A 16,535-nucleotide genomic window follows, 5' to 3' on the forward strand; every position below is an offset into this window, starting at 1 on the left:
TGGGCTGGGCTGTCACGATGCGGCCGGAAGACGAGCAGATGCTGTCCTGAAAGATAGCCGGCTCGTTCATGCGCTGGAGGGCTGGAGTCCGAAGTTCAAGGGTCGGCATCTGTACTAGCCGTAGCAGGTGCCAATCATCACCGGCATTCTTGCTGGTGATTCAAGAGATCGGGGGCTGTAGCCGCACATCCATCCAGGCAGCCACGTCAGCATGTCCTGAGCATGGTCATACGGCGATGTCGCAACTTACCTTGCGCCTCCAGGAAGCCTGAATGATGGCCGCGCATTTGCCAAGCAATTCAAGGCGCTCATTCGGGAGAGCAAGCCGATGCACCGTTTTTGCAGCAGAAAGCAGCGACAGGACTCGCCACTTATGGCAGAACCTCAAAGGTTCTGGACACATCGGGCACAGTTCGCTGCAGTGTCAATGGAGACGCGAATCAGAGATCTCGGCGAATGAGTGAGCCCTTGAAAAGCACCGGGCCAGTCGGCCCCGTTGAGCTGGGGACGCCGCCTTTCGGCTCCAGGCTGATGGCCAGGGCCGGGATTGCGTTCACATCGCTCTCCTGCGCAGTGAGTTGCTCAAGCTTTCCATCACCCATGACGCCCAAAGAGCGCGGAGCGCCTTGCTGGGGCAAGGCCCATAGTTGCAAAGACTGGTTGTCCGCTTCTTTAAAGCCGCTCACACGCTGCAACACCAATTGCTTATGTCGAGGATCGAACGTCACCAGCATGGATGCATCGGCCTTGCCGTCGGCCAGCACCGCCACATACTGAATCTGGGGAGCAGCCTGCAGTGCAGCCTGTGTCATCTGGAGCTGAGCTTGCAGCGCAGACAGTTGTTGCTGTGAGGCGTCTTCGAGCCCCCGCTGAAACCAAAGTCCCACCGAGACAGCCGCCACAGTGGCCAATCCACCTGCCAGGGCCAGCCCACGCCACCAAGCGAGTGATGGCACTGGCGGCTTCGATACAGCGGCCTCACGTTGGCGAGCCAGTCTGATGCTGGCATCTTCGGCTTGCAGCAAATTGACTATGCGTGTCCAGACCGCTGCATCGGGCTGTATTGGAGTCTGAACCTCGGAGAAGGCCGACCAGCGACCTTGCCACAGCAATGCTGCCGCCCGTACCTGCGGATATTCGCGTGCCAGTTGCTCAAAGCGTCGGCGTGCCCCCCCCGTGCAAGGTTCCCAATGAATAGGAAGCAGCCAGGCGGTCGAGCAATTCGGGGTTTCGAGTCAGATTCATGATGTGGACTCCTGACGCTCAGACATGGCGGGCCATGCATTTGCGCAGTTGCTCCAGGCTGCGGCGCATCCATGTCTTGACGGTGCCCAGCGGCAGCTTCAGGCAGCTGGCCAGCTCGCTATGACTTAAATCTCTCAGATAGGCCAAGCTCACCACTTGGCGCTGGGGCTGCGCCAGTTGCTGCAGGCACTGATGCAATGCCGCGGCCTGTTCGCTAGCCTCGATCAGCTGCATGGGCGCTTGCGCATCCTGGTCCTGCAACAGATCTTCCACGCTCTCGATCGGGACATTGAGATGCAGGCGCTCGGCCCTGCGTCGGCGCAAAAAGTCCAAAGCCCGGCTGCGCACCAGCATGCCCATCCAGGCCAGAGGCGGGCTGAGCGAGTCTCGGTAGGTCTCCGCACTGCGCCAGATGCCCAGAAAGCTCTCTTGCAACACATCCTCGGCCCACTCTTTGTTGGCGACGATGCGCAGAGCCAGTCCATACAGCCGCGAGGCGGTCAGGTCGTACAGCAGCTTGAGAGCACGCTCATCCCGGGTTGCGACGCGGTCGAGTAAGTCCATCAATTCGTTGTCCGATGTTTTGGCGCTCATGCAGCCATTGTGAACAGAAGCGCCTCTTTAATGCGGCGCTGTTGGATAACTGCCAAGGCGTATTGCCGACCTTGCCTGTTTACCTATACGCAGCATCTCGGCTGCCGGATGTGGGCAACGCATGAATTGGCTCAGAAATATTTTCAAAAACTTGAATCCACCGATCCACAGCCTGCGTATTCCAAGGGTCGGACATCGAAATTGCTCGACACAGCCCCACAGCCAACTAGGAGTCATCATGAAGATCAATCTGTTTGAAGGCCATCCCTCACTCATGGCATCGCGACGCGGATTTCTGGGTACTACCGGCACTTTGTCAGCGGTGGCCGTCGCCATGCTGGCAGGCAGCGAAGCTCTGGCTCAAGGCATGGGCAATGACCCAGCCAAGGATGTATCCATCCTCAATGTGGCCCTGGGGCTGGAACATGAGGCTATCAATGCATACCAGCTGGGAGCCGGTAGCGGTCTGCTGCAAAAGCCCGTGCTGGATGTCGCACTGCTGTTCCAAAGCCATCACAAGGCCCACCGTGATGCCTTGATTGCAACCATTCAGAAAATGGGGGGCAAACCGGTAGCCGAGGCCCCGATGCAGACCTATGCCGAATCGCTGAAGGCTGCAACTCTGAAAAGCCAGGCTGATGTACTGGCTCTTGCCGCAAGACTGGAACTTGGGGCGACCAACGCCTACCTGGGCGTCATTCCCGCCTTTGAGAGCCGTGATCTGGCCAAGGTCGCGGGACGCCTGGCGGCTGATGAAACCATGCATTACACAGCACTGAGCTCGGCTCTGGGTCGTCCGCTGCCTGGCAACGCCTTGACGTTTGGCGGCTGACAAGCCGCAGCCCCGAGTACCGGGCAAGTCTGCCCAGTGCATTTCTCACCTTGTTTGAGGGAATTATCATGACGCACCGACATACACTTTCGCTGACTGCTCTGTGCCTATCCGCGCTTGGCCTGAGCGCTTGCTCATCCATGGGATCGCACTCCATGTATTCGCAAGCTGAACTTCCGGCTTCCGTGCAAGTACCCGCAGGACACAAAGTGGCCATGGAGACCGTGGGTATTGGCCAGATCACCTATGAGTGCCGAGCCAAAAAGGACATGGCAGCCGAGCACGAATGGGTGTTTGTAGGCCCCGATGCCAAGCTGCAAACGCGAAGCGGTACGGTCATCGGCAAATACTGGGGGCCGCCAGCGACTTGGGAGAATAATGACGGCTCCAAGGTCACTGCCACGCAGCTTGCCGTGGCTCCTGCCGGAGCGGGCAATATCCCTCTGCAACTGGTCAAGGCCAACCCTGCTAGCGGCGTGGGAGCCATGCAGGGGGTGACCTATATCCAGCGTGTGGCAACCAAGGGTGGCGTCGCGCCGAGCATGGCCTGCGGAGCCGCGAATCTGGGCAGCAAGCAGATCGTGCAGTATCGGGCCGACTATATTTTCTGGAAAGCAGCCTGACAGAGAGTCCAGTGGCGCGCCTTCCCTGTAAGAGGCCGGAACGTGGCGCCATTTTTCAGCCTGGTGCACGAAGTGCAGTCCCCACGCAGGCCAGATGGCGCGAGCGTGCCCATGGATCTCGTGGCTCTCGCACTGGGTAACCAGAGCCTCGATTTCGGTACCTTGCCCCGAATCGCCTGCGGCAATGGCCTGCTAGGGCTTGATTTCGGCAGCCACGATGCGTGTCCCCGGCCCATGCCGGAGCCACTGCCGGTCACCAGAACGATCTTGCCTTTGAAGCCGGCCACCATGCTTTCTTTCCATTGATGCTTGCTTCTAGGAATCATGGAAACAGCTGCGGCACGCCACCGAGGCGGCTGCCTTTTCCGGTTTCGTCGCTCGGCGGCTTCGGCAATGCAATACCGGCTGGTAAGGGGCAGCCCCGTGTACCCATTGCGGTCGGCCCGAGGCTGACAGCTGCCATCTGATTACGGTTTGAGCTACTGATGTCCCTGACCATGGGTAATGAGCGCGGGAAGGGAAGCGGGTAGCTCAGCCAACGGGACAAGCCCGGAAATTTCCGGTTTATGGCCTGGTGGCTGCACCGCTGAGGGCCGCTCGGCGTGGACAAGCTGAGATGCTGATGTTTTTGGTATACGCAAGTGACGCAAAGTAACGAATAATGAGCCTTCACGACTGCAAGCGCGCTTGAGGTTCAAACATGATTCGTGCCAATGCCATCGCAAAGCGAACGATCACCGGCCAGTTGCTGGAGATCGCCATGGCTCAGTCCTTTTGCGCAGTGATGATTACCGATGCCAGGTTGGATGGAGAGGGGGCTGTCATCGAGTACTGCAATGCAGCCATGTGCGAGATGACCGGATACACCGAAGCAGAGCTTCTGGGCCGCTCGCCGCGCATGTTGCAGGGGCCGCTGACGGATCAACTGGTGTTGCAGCGTTTGCATGAGTCTCTGGAGCAAGGCCTGCCATTTCAGGGCAGTGTGGTGAATTACCGCAAGGACGGCAGCACCTACCACGTGGAGTGGAATATTTCCCCCGTGCGTGATGAGAAGGGCGTCATTCGGCACTTTGTGGCGGTGCAGCGCGATATTTCGGAGCGTGTGCAGGCCGAGCAGGAGCGCGCGCTGCTCGCCAGGGCATTGAATGCGACCAATGACGGCATCTTGATCACGGATCGCGACTCCACCATCGTCTTTGTCAACCAGGCTTTTGAAGCTCTCACGGGCTATAGCGCGGCGGAACTGCTGGGCCAGCCCACCGAGATGCTGCGCTCGGGCCTGCATGAGCCGGAGTTCTATGCCCAGTTGCAGGAAGCATTGAGTCTTGGCCACAATTTTCGCGCCACCTTCATCAACCGTCACAAAAGCGGCGGCGTGTACTACGCCGAGCAAAGCATTGCAGCTCTGCGCGACGAGTCAGGGCAGATCAGCCACTATGTAGGGGCATCCAAGGACATCAGCCGCATGGTGCAGCGAGAGATGGAGCTGCGCGAGCGCGCAAACCGCGACAAGCTGACGGGCTTGCTCAACCGCCATGCAGGCGAGACCGAGCTCAAGCGCAACCAGCTCCAGGCTCAGAATCAGCTGCGGCCTTATGGCGTGATATTGGGCGATATTGATCTTTTCAAGCAGGTCAACGACCGCTTTGGCCATGTTGCCGGAGATCGCGTGCTCAAGATGGTGGCACATGTGCTTTCCGGCAAGGTTCGTCGCTATGACCATGCCGTGCGTTGGGGCGGGGAGGAGTTCCTGATCGTCCTCTCGGATGCCAGCCTCGGTGTGGCCGCAGGACTGGCAGAGCGCATTCGCTGTGCCGTGGCGGAATGCGCCGATCCCGAGGTGGGGCGTTTCACCATTTCTTTAGGGGTTGGACTCTGGGAGCCAGGCGAAACCGAGGACGATCTGCTCAAGCGCGCAGATGCGGCGCTCTACAGGGCCAAGCATAGGGGGCGCAATCAGGTGGCCATCGCCACGGGGTCGATGAACATGCCTTTGGTGCAAGCGCCTGAGTTGCTGGCGCAGGGCGATTCCTTGACCTTTTCGGGGAAGAGTCCGGATAAGCCGTGGACAGGGGCTGCCTCACCGTAGAATTTGCTATTCCTCCCTGTCCTCGTCTTCATAGCTTTTGAGTGGTTTGAACAATTCCGAACTGCATTCCGTGCAGGCCGATCTGGTGGCAGTGCTGGTTGCCGTCACGGGTGGCCAGCCCCGTATCCTGACCACCGGGTCCGGGCGAGCCTTGCCTGCCGGGCCTTTTACCAGCAACCACCGCTCGCTGCAGGCCAGCTTGCGTGCCTGGGTGGAGAAACAGACCCACCATCCTCTGGGCTTTGTGGAGCAGCTCTACACCTTCGCAGACCGGGAGCGCTCGCAGCAGCTGGGCATGCATGTCATCTCCATCAGCTATCTGGCGCTGACTCAGGAACTGGATGAGGTCGGTGCCGCACAGCCGGGCTGGCAGGACTGGTACCGCTACTTTCCCTGGGAGGACTGGCGCGACGGGATGCCCGGCGTGATTGCCGAGCGCATTGCGCCAGCGCTGCATGCCTGGAGCGAAGCTGCTTCAGATAGTGTAGCTAGAAGTGCACGCTGGCAAAGAGCTTCAATGACTTTTGGCCTTGATGAGCACGAATGGAACGAGGAGCTGGTTCTGCAGCGCTACGAGCTGCTGTTTGAGGCAGGTGTGGTGCCCGAAGCCTGGGGCGAGGGCGATGAAGCACGCGCGGCCGAATTGCTGCCCGGTGCCGCCATGAGTAATGATCACCGCCGCATTCTGGCTACCGGCATGGCCCGTTTGCGCGCCAAGATCAAATACCGGCCCGTGGTGTTTGAGCTGATGCCCGAGGAATTCTCGCTGCTGCAGTTGCAACAGACGGTGGAGGCATTGGCGGGGCGCGGCTTGCACAAGCAGAACTTCCGGCGCCTGATCGAGCAGCAGGCGCTGGTTGAGGAAACAGGCCAGATGACGGCCGTAGGTGCGGGCCGCCCGGCCAAGCTGTTCCGCTTCCGACGCAATGTAATGCTGGAGCGCGCCATTGCTGGCAACAAGCTGCCGCTGGCAAGAAGTCATTAGCCCCTGAGCCACTCTTGGGATGGAGGACTGTTTTAACTGCGGGAGCGGCTTGACTTAAATAATGCTCAGACTTAGCATAAGTCCGTTTGCGTAAGGCCTGAAAGCGATCTGGAAGTCTTTGCGTTTTTTATTGAACTAAAAATACTCAAAATGAGCATTAATAAAATTGCAGCCTTGCCCGTCCCATCCCTGCCCGATGTAATGCTGGAGCCGCTGGTACGCATGGCCTTGCTGGAAGATCTGGGACGCGCCGCAGACTTGACCACCGACACCATTGTTCCTGCCGATGCGATGGGCGAGTTGCGTCTGGTGGCCAGGCAGGATGGCATCTTGGCCGGACTTGATCTGGCTCGTCTGGCCTTTGTGCTGATGGATGCTCGCATGGAGTTTGACGTCCGCTGCGCAGACGGCACGCTGCTGCAGCCAGGCATGGAGATCGCCCGCATTCGTGGCAAAAGCCGAGCCATTCTCACGGCCGAGCGTACGGCGCTCAACTACCTTTGCCATCTCAGCGGCGTGGCCAGCGCCACGCATTCGATTGCAGAGGCCATCAAGCCCTTCGGCACCCGAGTGACCTGTACGCGCAAGACCATGCCGGGCCTGCGAGCCTTGCAGAAGTACGCCGTGCGTGTCGGTGGCGGCAGCAACCACCGTTTTGGCCTGGACGACGCCGTACTCATCAAGGACAACCACATTGCGCTGGCCGGCGATGTCGCCACGGCTGTGGGGCGTGCTCGTGCCGGCGTGGGACATATGGTCAAGATCGAGCTGGAAGTGGATACGCTGGCCCAGCTGGATGTGGCGTTGCAACTGGGCGTGGATGTAGTGCTGCTGGACAATATGGGTCTGGATGATTTGCGCACTGCGGTCGGCATGTGCAAGGGCCGGGCCATCACCGAAGCCTCGGGGCGTATTACCCCCGAAACCGCAGCTGCCGTGGCTGCCACGGGCGTGGACCAGATTGCCGTGGGCTGGCTCACGCACAGCGCGCGCGTGCTCGATATAGGCTTGGACGCTTGATGGCCTCCCCCCTGAGCGGCTTTGTCGCTTCCTTCCATGGGAGAGGGGCAGCCTTGCTTCGTAGCGGCGCTTGCTTGCGGTCCCTTGTTCTAGGGGGGCATTGATGAAGGCCGTGCTTATGTGGCGCCGCAGCTGGGCGGTACTGGTTGCTGCAGCGCTGGCGGTGACAGCTGCGGGGATTTGGCATGCCCGCGCGGGCACGGCGGTAGTCCGTTTTGAAAAGCCCATCACCATCGTTGTGACCTTTCCGCCAGGCGGTGGCACGGACCTGCTGGCGCGTCGCCTGGGCGCGGCCATGCAGCAGCGTTTGGGCCAGTCCGTAGTAGTGGAGAACCGGCCCGGCGCCAGCGGCAATATCGGAGCGAGCGCAGTGGCCGAGGCAGCCCCCGACGGCGCCACGCTGCTCATGGCCAACAGCTCGTTTGCCATCAATCCCGGCGTCTACCGGCATCTGGACTTCGACCCACGCCGGGACTTCAAGGCTGTGTTCAACGTCGGCAGCATCGCTTCGGTGCTGGTGGTTCCCAGCCAAAGCAGCGTGCGCAATCTGCACGATGCGCTGGCCGGAGCGAGCGTTGGCCAGCCTTTGCCATTTGCCTCCTGCGGCAACGGCACACCCCAGCATATGGCGGGTGAGATGCTGGCCCAGGCCGCCCATGCAAGCCTCCAGCATGTGCCCTACAAGGGTTGCGGCCCGGCCATCACTGCAGTAGCCGCAACACAGCTACCTGTGGCCGTGGTCACAGTCAGCAGCGCCGCGCCCCTGATAGCTGCAGGCCGCGTGCGGGCCATCGCTGTCACGGCACCGGCCCGCGTCGCATCCCTGCCCGATGTCCCCACGATGGCCGAGCAGGGCCTGGCCGGTTTTGCCGTAGAGCAGTGGCATGGCTTGCTGGCGCCGGCTGCCACGCCGGAGCCTGTGATTGCCCGTCTGCACCAGATGCTGACGCAGATACTGGCCGAGCCAGAGATGCAGCAGGCGCTGCGCGAGCAGGGCTATACCCCGGCCGGGGAGTCTGCCGCCCAGTTCGGCAAGCTCATCGCAGCCGATATCGAGCGCTATGCGGCCGTGACCGCGCAGCTCGGACTCACGGTTGATTGAGCGCAGGCCAGCGGGCGACGCCGGATGCCCATGTTCGTGACGGGCCACCTGCAAAGGTGGCCTGTTCTGTTTCAGGCATATGACGAGTTAGCTATACGAAGGTATAGCTGAGGCCAACCAAAAGCCAAGCCTCTCTTCCCAAGGCAGGCTCGCTTTGTCGACTGGTGGGTTTGATAATCAAAGGCGGGGATCAGGGCACCAGACCCTGGCGCCACGGCGGCATGCTTTGCCGCCCATCGCATGGAGAAGTTCCCTTTGGATGCCCATTCCTTGACGGCGCTATGGCGCGCGGCTTCCTCATGCTCTCCCGCTTTTCTGTCCTGCTGCAAAGCTGCTTCTGTATTCAAGAAGTTGCGAGGGCGAGACAGGATCAATCCTGGGCCGGGACCTGCCCTGGCCATATCGATGCCATTGTTTGCTGCTTATGAAACAAGCCCTGAACTCCTGCAGTCCCGTAGGGCCTGCCTGCCTGCTGTTGTGTCTGGCACTCGCTGCCTGCAACGGCGACAAACAGACGCCGGCCGCCGCTGCCGATAGCCGGACTGCGCTGCACCGCGAAGGCAATCTGGTCGTGGTGCCGTCGCAATCTCCAGTGCTGGCGCAGCTGAGGCTGGCACAGGCCACCCAGGAGCAGGTCCAAACCCTGATCTCGGCGCCGGCGAATATCGAGGCCGAGCCTGAAAAGATGGTCAAGATCACGCCTCCGGTCGCAGGCCGGCTGGTGCATCTGCATCGACAGCTCGGCGACCCGGTCAAGGTCGGCGAGGCCTTGATCACCATGGACTCCTCCGATATCTCGGTCGCTCGGGCGGACAATGCCAAGGCCCAGTCCGCGCTGCTGCTGGCGCGTCAGGAGTTCGACCGCCAGAAGCTGCTGTTTGATGCCGAGATCGCGGCGCGCAAGGACTACGAGGCCGCGCAGCAGGCGCTGGCCGCAGCCAGCGCCGATGCGCGCGCTGCGAGCGACCGCCTGGCTCAGCTTGGTGCCGATGTGCAGGCCAGCTCGCGCGGCAGCTATGTGATCAGGTCGCCGATCAGCGGACGCGTGGTGGAAATGGCGGGCTCGCAGGGCGGCTATTGGAACGACGTGAATGCCTCGGTGATGACCGTGGCCGATCTCAGCAAGGTCTGGCTCAGCGCCAGCGTGCCCGAGCGCGACCTAGCCCATGTGGATGTGGGCCAGCAAGCGCATATCGCGCTGACCGCCTATCCCGACCTCAAGCTCGAAGGCCGTGTGCAATACGTGGGTGAGATCGTTGATGCCGCCACGCGCAGCGTCAAGGTGCGCGTGGCCGTGGACAACCGCGAAGGGCGGTTGCGCCCGGGTATGTTTGCGCGCGTGAGCTTCGACGGACCGGGTCGTGACGCCCTCATGGTGCCGACCACGGCGCTGCTCCAGGGCAATGTGAGCTCACGGGTGTTCGTAGACAAGGGGCGCACGGACAAGGGCGCCCGCTTTGAGCCACGCGACGTGCAGGTCGGCGAGCAGCAGGATGGCAAGGTGGAGATCCGCTCGGGCCTGGCGGCCGGCGAGCGCATCGTCGTCAACGGTGGAGTGCTGCTGCAATGATCGAGCGCATCGTCAATCTCAGTTTTGCACGTCGCGGCGTGGTGTGGCTTATCTTCATCTTTGCAGCCCTGTATGGCGGGTTCAGCTGGAAGCAGCTGCCGCTCGAGGCCTATCCCGACATCGCCGATGTGACCTCGCAGATCGTCACCCAGGTGCCGGGTCTGGCGGCCGAGGAAATCGAGCAGCAGATCACGATTCCGCTGGAGCGTGCGCTGCTGGCCACACCGGCCATGCATGTGCTGCGTTCGCGCAGTCTGTTCGGCCTGTCGCTGATCACCGTGGTGTTCGAGGACGGGGTCGATGGCTACTGGGCGCGCCAGCGCCTCAAGGAGCGCATGGACGAGGTCGATCTTCCCTATGGCGCGCGCGCCGCGCTCGACCCCTACAGCTCGCCCACGGGCGAGGTCTACCGCTATACGCTGGAAAGCCCCACACACAGCCTGCGCGAGTTGTCCGAGCTGCAGCAGTGGGTGGTGATTCCGCGCCTCAAGAAAGCACAGTCCGTGGTGGACGTGACGAATTTTGGCGGCCTGACCACGCAGTTCATGCTCGAACTCGACCCCGCGCGCCTGCTGCAGTACGGGCTGACCCTGTCCCAGGTGATCGAGGCCCTCAATGCCAACAACGCCAGCGGCGGCGGCAGCGTCATAGACCGTGGCGAAGTCTCTTATGTGGTGCGCGGCGTGGGCCTGCTGAGATCGCTCGACGACATGGGCAATGTGGTGGTCAAGACCTCGGACAACGGCACGCCGATTCTGGTCAAGGACCTGGGGCGCCTGATCTATGGCAATGTGGAGCGCCGCGGCATTCTGGGCAAGGACGACAACTCCGACACGCTGGAAGGCATCGTGCTGCTGCTCAAGGACGCGAACCCCTCCAAGGCGCTGGAAGGCATCCATGCCGCAGTGAAGGAGCTCAACGAGAAGCTGCTGCCGCCCGACGTCAAGGTCGTGCCCTATCTGGACCGCACCACGCTGATCGAGCGCACCACGCATACCGTGGGCAAGACCCTGGCCGAAGGCATGATCGTCGTGACCCTGGTGCTGCTGCTGTTCCTCGGCAGCCCGCGCGCGGCGCTGATCGTGGCGCTGACGATTCCCATGGCGCTGCTGCTGGCCTTCGTCTTCATGCATCACGCCAGGATCCCGGCAAATCTGCTGTCGCTGGGAGCCATAGATTTCGGTATTTTGGTGGACGGTGCTGTGGTCGTGGTCGAGAACATTCTGCGCCGCCGCGAGGCCCAGAAGGACAAGCCCTTGACGCCGCGCGACGCCATCTCGGCCACGCTGCAGGTGGCGCGCCCCATCTTCTTCGGCATGTGCGTGATCGCCGCTGCCTATCTGCCGCTGTTCGGTTTCGAGCGCATCGAGTACAAGCTGTTCTCGCCCATGGCCAGTGCCGTGGGGGCGGCCCTGGTGGGAGCGCTGGCCGTGGCGCTGCTGCTCACGCCGGGCCTGGCCTGGATGGCCTTTCGCCGTCCGCGCAAGATCTTCCACAACCCCGTGCTCTACTTCCTGGGCGAGCGCTATGACCGCTTTCTCAGCGACGCTGTGGGGAAGATGCGTTGGCTGGTAGGGGCCGTGGCGGCGGCGATGGTGGCGCTGGTGCTGCTGGCCGGCACCATAGGCCGCGACTTTCTGCCTTATCTGGACGAGGGCTCGATCTGGCTGCAGGTGCAGATGCCTCCCGGCATCACGCTGGACAAAGCCCGCGACATGGCCGACGAGCTGCGCCGGGCCACGCTGGAGTTCCCCGAGGTGTCCTATGTCGTGACCCAGACTGGACGCAACGACGACGGCACCGATTACTGGACGCCTTCGCACATCGAGGCCAGCGTGGGCCTGCATCCTTACGATCAATGGAAGTCGGGCCTGAACAAGCAGCAACTGATTGCCAAGATGGCTGAGCATTTCGAGAGGATGCCTGGCTATACCGTGGGCTTCATGCAGCCCATGATCGACGGCGTGCAGGACAAGCTCTCGGGGGCGCACAGCGACCTGACCGTGAAGGTCTACGGCCAGGACCTGAGCGAGGACCGGCGCGTGGCCGACGAGATGGTGGGCATTCTGTCCAAGGTGCCCGGTGCGGCCGATGTGGCCGTGGACATCGAGCCGCCGCTGCCCAATCTGCGCATAGACCTGGACCGTGCGGCAGCCGCGCGCTACGGCATCAACGCGGCCGATGTGGCCCAGCTGATCTCCACAGGTGTGGGTGGGGCCTCCATAGGCCAGCTCTACGTGGGTGAACGCAGCTACGACATGACGGTGCGCTTCGCGCCCGGCACTCGCAGTGACCCCGAAGCCATAGGCGCGCTGCGTCTGGCCGCTGCCAATGGCGCCCAGGTGCCGTTGGCCGATGTGGCGCGCATCAGCACCACGGTGGGACAGAGCGTGATCGTGCGCGAGGGCGGCGAGCGCCACATTCTGGTCAAGCTCAATGTGCGCGGCCGTGATCTCGCGGGCTTCCTCAAGGATGCGCATGAGGCTCTCGATGCCCAGCTCCAGTACGACCACCAGAAGACCCATATCGAGTGGGGCGGCCAGTTCGAGAACCTGCAGCGTGCCGAGGCACGGCTGCTGGTCATCCTGCCACTGACGCTGGGCATCATGCTGGTGCTGCTGTTCGGCGAGTTCGGCAATCTGCGCCAGCCGCTGCTGGTGCTGGGCGTGGTGCCGCTGGCCATGATCGGCGGCTTTGCCGGACTGCATCTGCGCGGCATGACGCTCAATGTCTCGAGTGCCGTGGGTTTCATCGCGCTGTTCGGTGTGGCCGTGCTGTCGGGCGTGCTCATGGTTTCGCAGATCAACCGGTTGCGTCGCGAGGACGGTCTGGAGTTGCGCGATGCCGTGCTTGAGGGGGCATCGAGCCGCATGCGTCCGGTGCTGATGACGGCCACGGTGGCAGCCTTCGGTCTCATGCCGGCCATGCTTGCTACGGGTCTGGGCAGTGATGTGCAGCGGCCGCTGGCCACCGTGGTGGTCTGCGGGCTGGCCAGCGCCACCTTGCTTACCCTGCTGCTGCTGCCCAATCTCTATTACGTGATCGAGCTGCGTGCCCAGCGTGCGCTTGAGCGCAAGCGCCGGCGAGCGGCCGAGCGCGGGGAACTCGACGACGAGGATGCCGCTCCGGTGACGACACCGGCCGCCGCGGAGCGCATGGCCCCCTGAGTCCGGGCCCGCGCGATACCTACCAACTTGGAAGCACCATGCAATTTCCCTTTCTTTCCCTCAAGCGCCTGGCTCTGCTGCTGGCGACGCTGGGCCTGGGTGGCACGGCATTGGCCCAGGCCGCGGCGCAGCCTGCCGCCGCCGGGCTGCGCTTCAGCGACTATCTGAGCGCTGTCGAGCAGCACAGCCTGGACCTGCAATCACAGCAGCAGAACGTGGTGTCGGCCCGGGCTGGCGTCGGCATCGCGGGCATACGACCCGATCCCCAGCTCTCGCTGGGCGCTGCGCGCGAGCAGGTCAATAGCGGCCTGCCGCGCCCGCAGAACCGGACCTATGAACTCAGCATGGAGCTGGAGACCGGCGGCAAGCGCTCGGCTCGCATTCGCGCCGCACGCAGCCAGGTACGGCTGGCCGAGGCTGGGGTCGAGGGATTCCGCACCCAGCTGTTCTCCGATGCGGCCCAGGACTTCACACAGGCCTGCCGCGATCGCCAGGCGCTGGAGCGCAAGGAGCAGACGCTCAATGCTCTGTCCGATGTGGTCAAGGCCAACGAGGTGCGACGCAAGGCCGGCGACGTCGGCGCCGTTGAGTGGCGGCAGTCGCGCGTGGAGCGCGACCAGTTCCAGGCCGACGTGACGCAGGCCCGCGCCGATGCCCAGACCTCACGTCTGGCCCTGAGCGTGCCGCTGGGGCGCAGGATCCTGGAGATTTTCGGCTCCGACGAGCTGCAATGCGATTTCCAGCCCTTTGCGAACGACAAGAGCATCGATGTCCTGGTGACCCAGGCCCTGCATGTGCGCAGCGATGTGCGCGTGGCCCAGGCCACGCTGGACAATGCGCGCGACAATGCCGGCCTGGCCCAGGCCAACCGCTGGGTCAATCCCACGCTGGCCGTGGGATTGACCGCCATACCAGCCACGTCTGCGGGTGTGGATGCCAAAGGCAATGTCTTCGATGCGAACAACCGCTCGCGCATGTTGTCGGTCTCGGTGAGCGTGCCCATCCCGTTCTCGCGCCTGAACCGCGGTGAGGTGCTGCAGGCCGAGGCCATCGTGACCCAGGCCATGCTGGGGCTGCAGCAGTCGCAGCACAAGGCCGAGGCTGATGTGCGCTCCGCCTACTTCCGTTTCGCGGCGGCGCAGGAGAATGTGGAGCGCTATCGCAGCAATGTGCTGGCGGATGCGCAGCGCGTGCTCGAGAGCATCCGACTGTCCTACCGTCACGGCCAGGCTTCATTGCTGGAGCTGCTGTCGGCCCAGCGCTCGGCCGATGATGCCTACCTCGGCTATCTGCAGGCCAATGCTGATCTGGCCAAGGCTACGGTCGATCTGCAACTGAGCATAGGCCAGCGGCCCGCGCTGTGATGAGTGGAGTAGGCGGGCAGGGCTGGCGTGCGCGCATCTTGCGCCACAATCAACGGGTCTTTCACGCCCTGAGCTCCGCCCTGCATGCCATGACAGCCAAACCGCAACGCTTCCTGCATCTGCGCCGGGCCCTGATCCTGGCTGGCATGGCAGCGACCATGGCAGCCATCTTCGCGCTGGATACGCTGACCGAGTATGCGGTGGCCGCGGCCGTGTTCCACACGGCCGTCATCCTCGTGGCGGTGCGCTGGTTCAGCCCGCGCCTGGTGATAGGCACCACGGCGCTGTGCATAGCGCTCACCCTGGCCAGCTTTGCGCTGACGCCGGCTGGCGCCTACCGAACCGGACTCATCAACACGGGCATCAGCATCCTGGCCATCGTTATCACGGCCTATCTGGGCCTGAAGATGGTGGCCGCCCAGAATGCGGCCCACGCAGCACAGACCCAGTTGCTGCGCATCACTCAGGCCACCAGCCTGGGACAGGTGACGGCCTCGATCGCCCATGAGGTCAACCAGCCGCTGGCCGCCATCGTCACCAGCGGCAATGCCAGCCAGCGCTGGCTGGCTCAGCAGCCACCGAATCTCGAAAAAGCCGGTCAGGCGCTGGAGCGCATCCTGGGTGATGCGCGGCGCGCCAGCGAGGTCATTGCGCGTATCCGCTCCATGGCGCGCGGCGAGGCACCGAGCAAGCAGAAGTTCGATCTCAACGAGGCAGTGCGCGAAATGGTGAATCTGTCGGGCGCGGACCTGAACCAGCGCGCCATTGCCATGGACCTGCAACTGGCGCCGGGTCTGGCGCCGGCCTGGTGCGACCGAGTGCAGTTTTTGCAGGTGCTGGGCAATCTGCTGCTCAACGCCATGGACGCCATGCAGGAAACGCCGGCCGTGCAGCGGCGCATTGCCGTGGCTACCCAGGCCTTGGGCCAGCAGCTGGTGCTGACAGTCACCGATGCGGGAGAGGGGCTATCGCCGTTGGCCAAAAGCCATTTGTTCGATGCCTTCTGGAGCACCAAGCGTGAGGGCATGGGTCTGGGGTTGAACATCAGTCGCCACATGGCCGAGGCCAACGGTGGCCGCATCTGGGCCACAGAGCGAGAGGACGGGCACAGCGGCGCCGTATTTCATGTGACCATCGCGGCTCTCGTCGCCTCGGGTGATCCCGCATCAGGAGGACACAAGCTTGGCTGAGCTCGAAACCGTGTATGTGATCGATGACGACGCCTCGGTGCGCGCGGCCATCGAGGATTTGCTTCTCTCCGTGGGACTGGTCGTGGCCGCCTTCGGCGCGACGCGCGACTTTCTCGTCCATCTGGAGCTGAGCCCGCCCGAGGGGCCGGCCTGCCTGGTGCTGGACATCCGCATGCCGGGCCAGAGCGGTATGGAGTTCAGGCGCCAGATGCTGGAGCAGGGGCTGCGTTTCCCTACCATCTTCATCACCGGCCATGGCGATATTCCCATGAGCGTGGAGGCCATGAAGACCGGGGCCATAGAGTTTCTGACCAAGCCGTTTCGCGATCAGGACTTGCTGGATGCCATACAGCAAGGTATTGCCCTTGATCGCCAGCGTCGCGCGCAGGATGGGCAGTTGCTGGAGTTGCGTTCGCGTTGGAATTCGCTGTCCAGTGGAGAGCAGTCGGTGTTGATTGGCGTGGTGCGAGGCATGCTCAACAAGCAGATCGCGGGAGAGCTGGATGTCAGCGAAATCACCATCAAAGTCAGGCGATCTCAAGCCATGCGCAAGATGGAAGCCGGCTCGGTTGCCGAGCTGGTGCGCATGCTGGAGAAGCTGAGCATCCGCTGATGGCAGCCACATGGCTGGCCTGCCGGACTGTCACTTCGCGGGCGCAGCAGGCGTCGCGGGTGCCGGTACGGCGAACGTAAGAATTGTTCGTGTCGGTTTCCATGTGCAGATTGCGCATGAATTTTCTGGAGCATGTGCGGG

At 62.8% G+C, this 16,535-nt stretch carries 12 protein-coding genes and 1 pseudogene; 11 read left to right on the forward strand and 2 right to left on the reverse strand.

The window, feature by feature from the left end:
• Positions 1 to 440: 440 nt before the first annotated feature.
• Both ACWGXF_RS13730 and ACWGXF_RS13735 read right to left on the reverse strand, forming a co-directional pair.
• A pseudogene (locus ACWGXF_RS13730) lies at positions 441 to 1,245 on the reverse strand (anti-sigma factor).
• Between the two features lie 18 nt (positions 1,246 to 1,263).
• Positions 1,264 to 1,839 carry an RNA polymerase sigma factor gene (locus tag ACWGXF_RS13735; protein WP_059440735.1) on the reverse strand — a complete coding sequence of 192 codons (576 nt, stop codon included), beginning with the start codon at positions 1,837 to 1,839 and terminating at the stop codon, positions 1,264 to 1,266.
• A 238-nt stretch (positions 1,840 to 2,077) separates the two neighbouring features.
• On the opposite strand from ACWGXF_RS13735, the gene ACWGXF_RS13740 reads away from it, so the two are divergent.
• The 11 genes from ACWGXF_RS13740 (at position 2,078) to ACWGXF_RS13790 (ending at position 16,394) form a co-directional block, all read left to right on the forward strand.
• Entirely contained in the window at positions 2,078 to 2,671 is a 594-nt protein-coding gene (locus ACWGXF_RS13740) for a ferritin-like domain-containing protein (RefSeq protein WP_034378194.1), read from the forward strand.
• Positions 2,672 to 2,739: 68 nt separating this feature from the next.
• Positions 2,740 to 3,294: a DUF3455 domain-containing protein gene (locus ACWGXF_RS13745; RefSeq protein ID WP_051517695.1), complete on the forward strand. Its 555-nt coding sequence runs from the start codon at positions 2,740 to 2,742 to the stop codon at positions 3,292 to 3,294.
• Positions 3,295 to 3,994: 700 nt separating this feature from the next.
• Positions 3,995 to 5,383, forward strand: coding sequence for a sensor domain-containing diguanylate cyclase (locus ACWGXF_RS13750; RefSeq protein ID WP_054075475.1), 1,389 nt, complete (start codon positions 3,995 to 3,997; stop codon positions 5,381 to 5,383).
• Between the two features lie 46 nt (positions 5,384 to 5,429).
• Positions 5,430 to 6,368 carry an NUDIX hydrolase gene (locus ACWGXF_RS13755; RefSeq protein ID WP_003071111.1) on the forward strand — a complete coding sequence of 313 codons (939 nt, stop codon included), beginning with the start codon at positions 5,430 to 5,432 and terminating at the stop codon, positions 6,366 to 6,368.
• A 150-nt stretch (positions 6,369 to 6,518) separates the two neighbouring features.
• Complete coding sequence (gene nadC / locus ACWGXF_RS13760; RefSeq protein ID WP_034378190.1) at positions 6,519 to 7,388, forward strand: carboxylating nicotinate-nucleotide diphosphorylase; 870 nt, start codon at positions 6,519 to 6,521, stop codon at positions 7,386 to 7,388.
• A 103-nt stretch (positions 7,389 to 7,491) separates the two neighbouring features.
• A complete protein-coding gene (locus ACWGXF_RS13765; protein ID WP_054075477.1) occupies positions 7,492 to 8,490 on the forward strand; it encodes a tripartite tricarboxylate transporter substrate binding protein in 999 nt (332 codons plus the stop codon).
• 424 nt (positions 8,491 to 8,914) lie between these two features.
• The gene (locus ACWGXF_RS13770) at positions 8,915 to 10,060 is read left to right on the forward strand and encodes an efflux RND transporter periplasmic adaptor subunit (RefSeq protein WP_256628539.1); all 1,146 of its coding nucleotides are present in this window, start codon (positions 8,915 to 8,917) and stop codon (positions 10,058 to 10,060) included.
• Positions 10,057 to 13,227, forward strand: coding sequence for an efflux RND transporter permease subunit (locus tag ACWGXF_RS13775; protein WP_452102042.1), 3,171 nt, complete (start codon positions 10,057 to 10,059; stop codon positions 13,225 to 13,227). The genes ACWGXF_RS13770 and ACWGXF_RS13775 overlap by 4 nt, the downstream gene beginning before the upstream one ends.
• Before the next feature lie 38 nt (positions 13,228 to 13,265).
• A complete protein-coding gene (locus ACWGXF_RS13780; protein ID WP_256628537.1) occupies positions 13,266 to 14,591 on the forward strand; it encodes a TolC family protein in 1,326 nt (441 codons plus the stop codon).
• 89 nt (positions 14,592 to 14,680) lie between these two features.
• On the forward strand, positions 14,681 to 15,781 hold the full coding sequence (locus ACWGXF_RS13785) for a sensor histidine kinase (protein ID WP_059440759.1): 1,101 nt from the start codon (positions 14,681 to 14,683) through the stop codon (positions 15,779 to 15,781).
• Complete coding sequence (locus tag ACWGXF_RS13790; RefSeq protein WP_054075481.1) at positions 15,774 to 16,394, forward strand: response regulator transcription factor; 621 nt, start codon at positions 15,774 to 15,776, stop codon at positions 16,392 to 16,394. Before ACWGXF_RS13785 ends, ACWGXF_RS13790 begins: the two co-directional genes overlap by 8 nt.
• The last annotated feature ends 141 nt before the right edge of the window (positions 16,395 to 16,535 follow it).

It is taken from the genome of Comamonas sp. HJ-2, assembly GCF_053615495.1.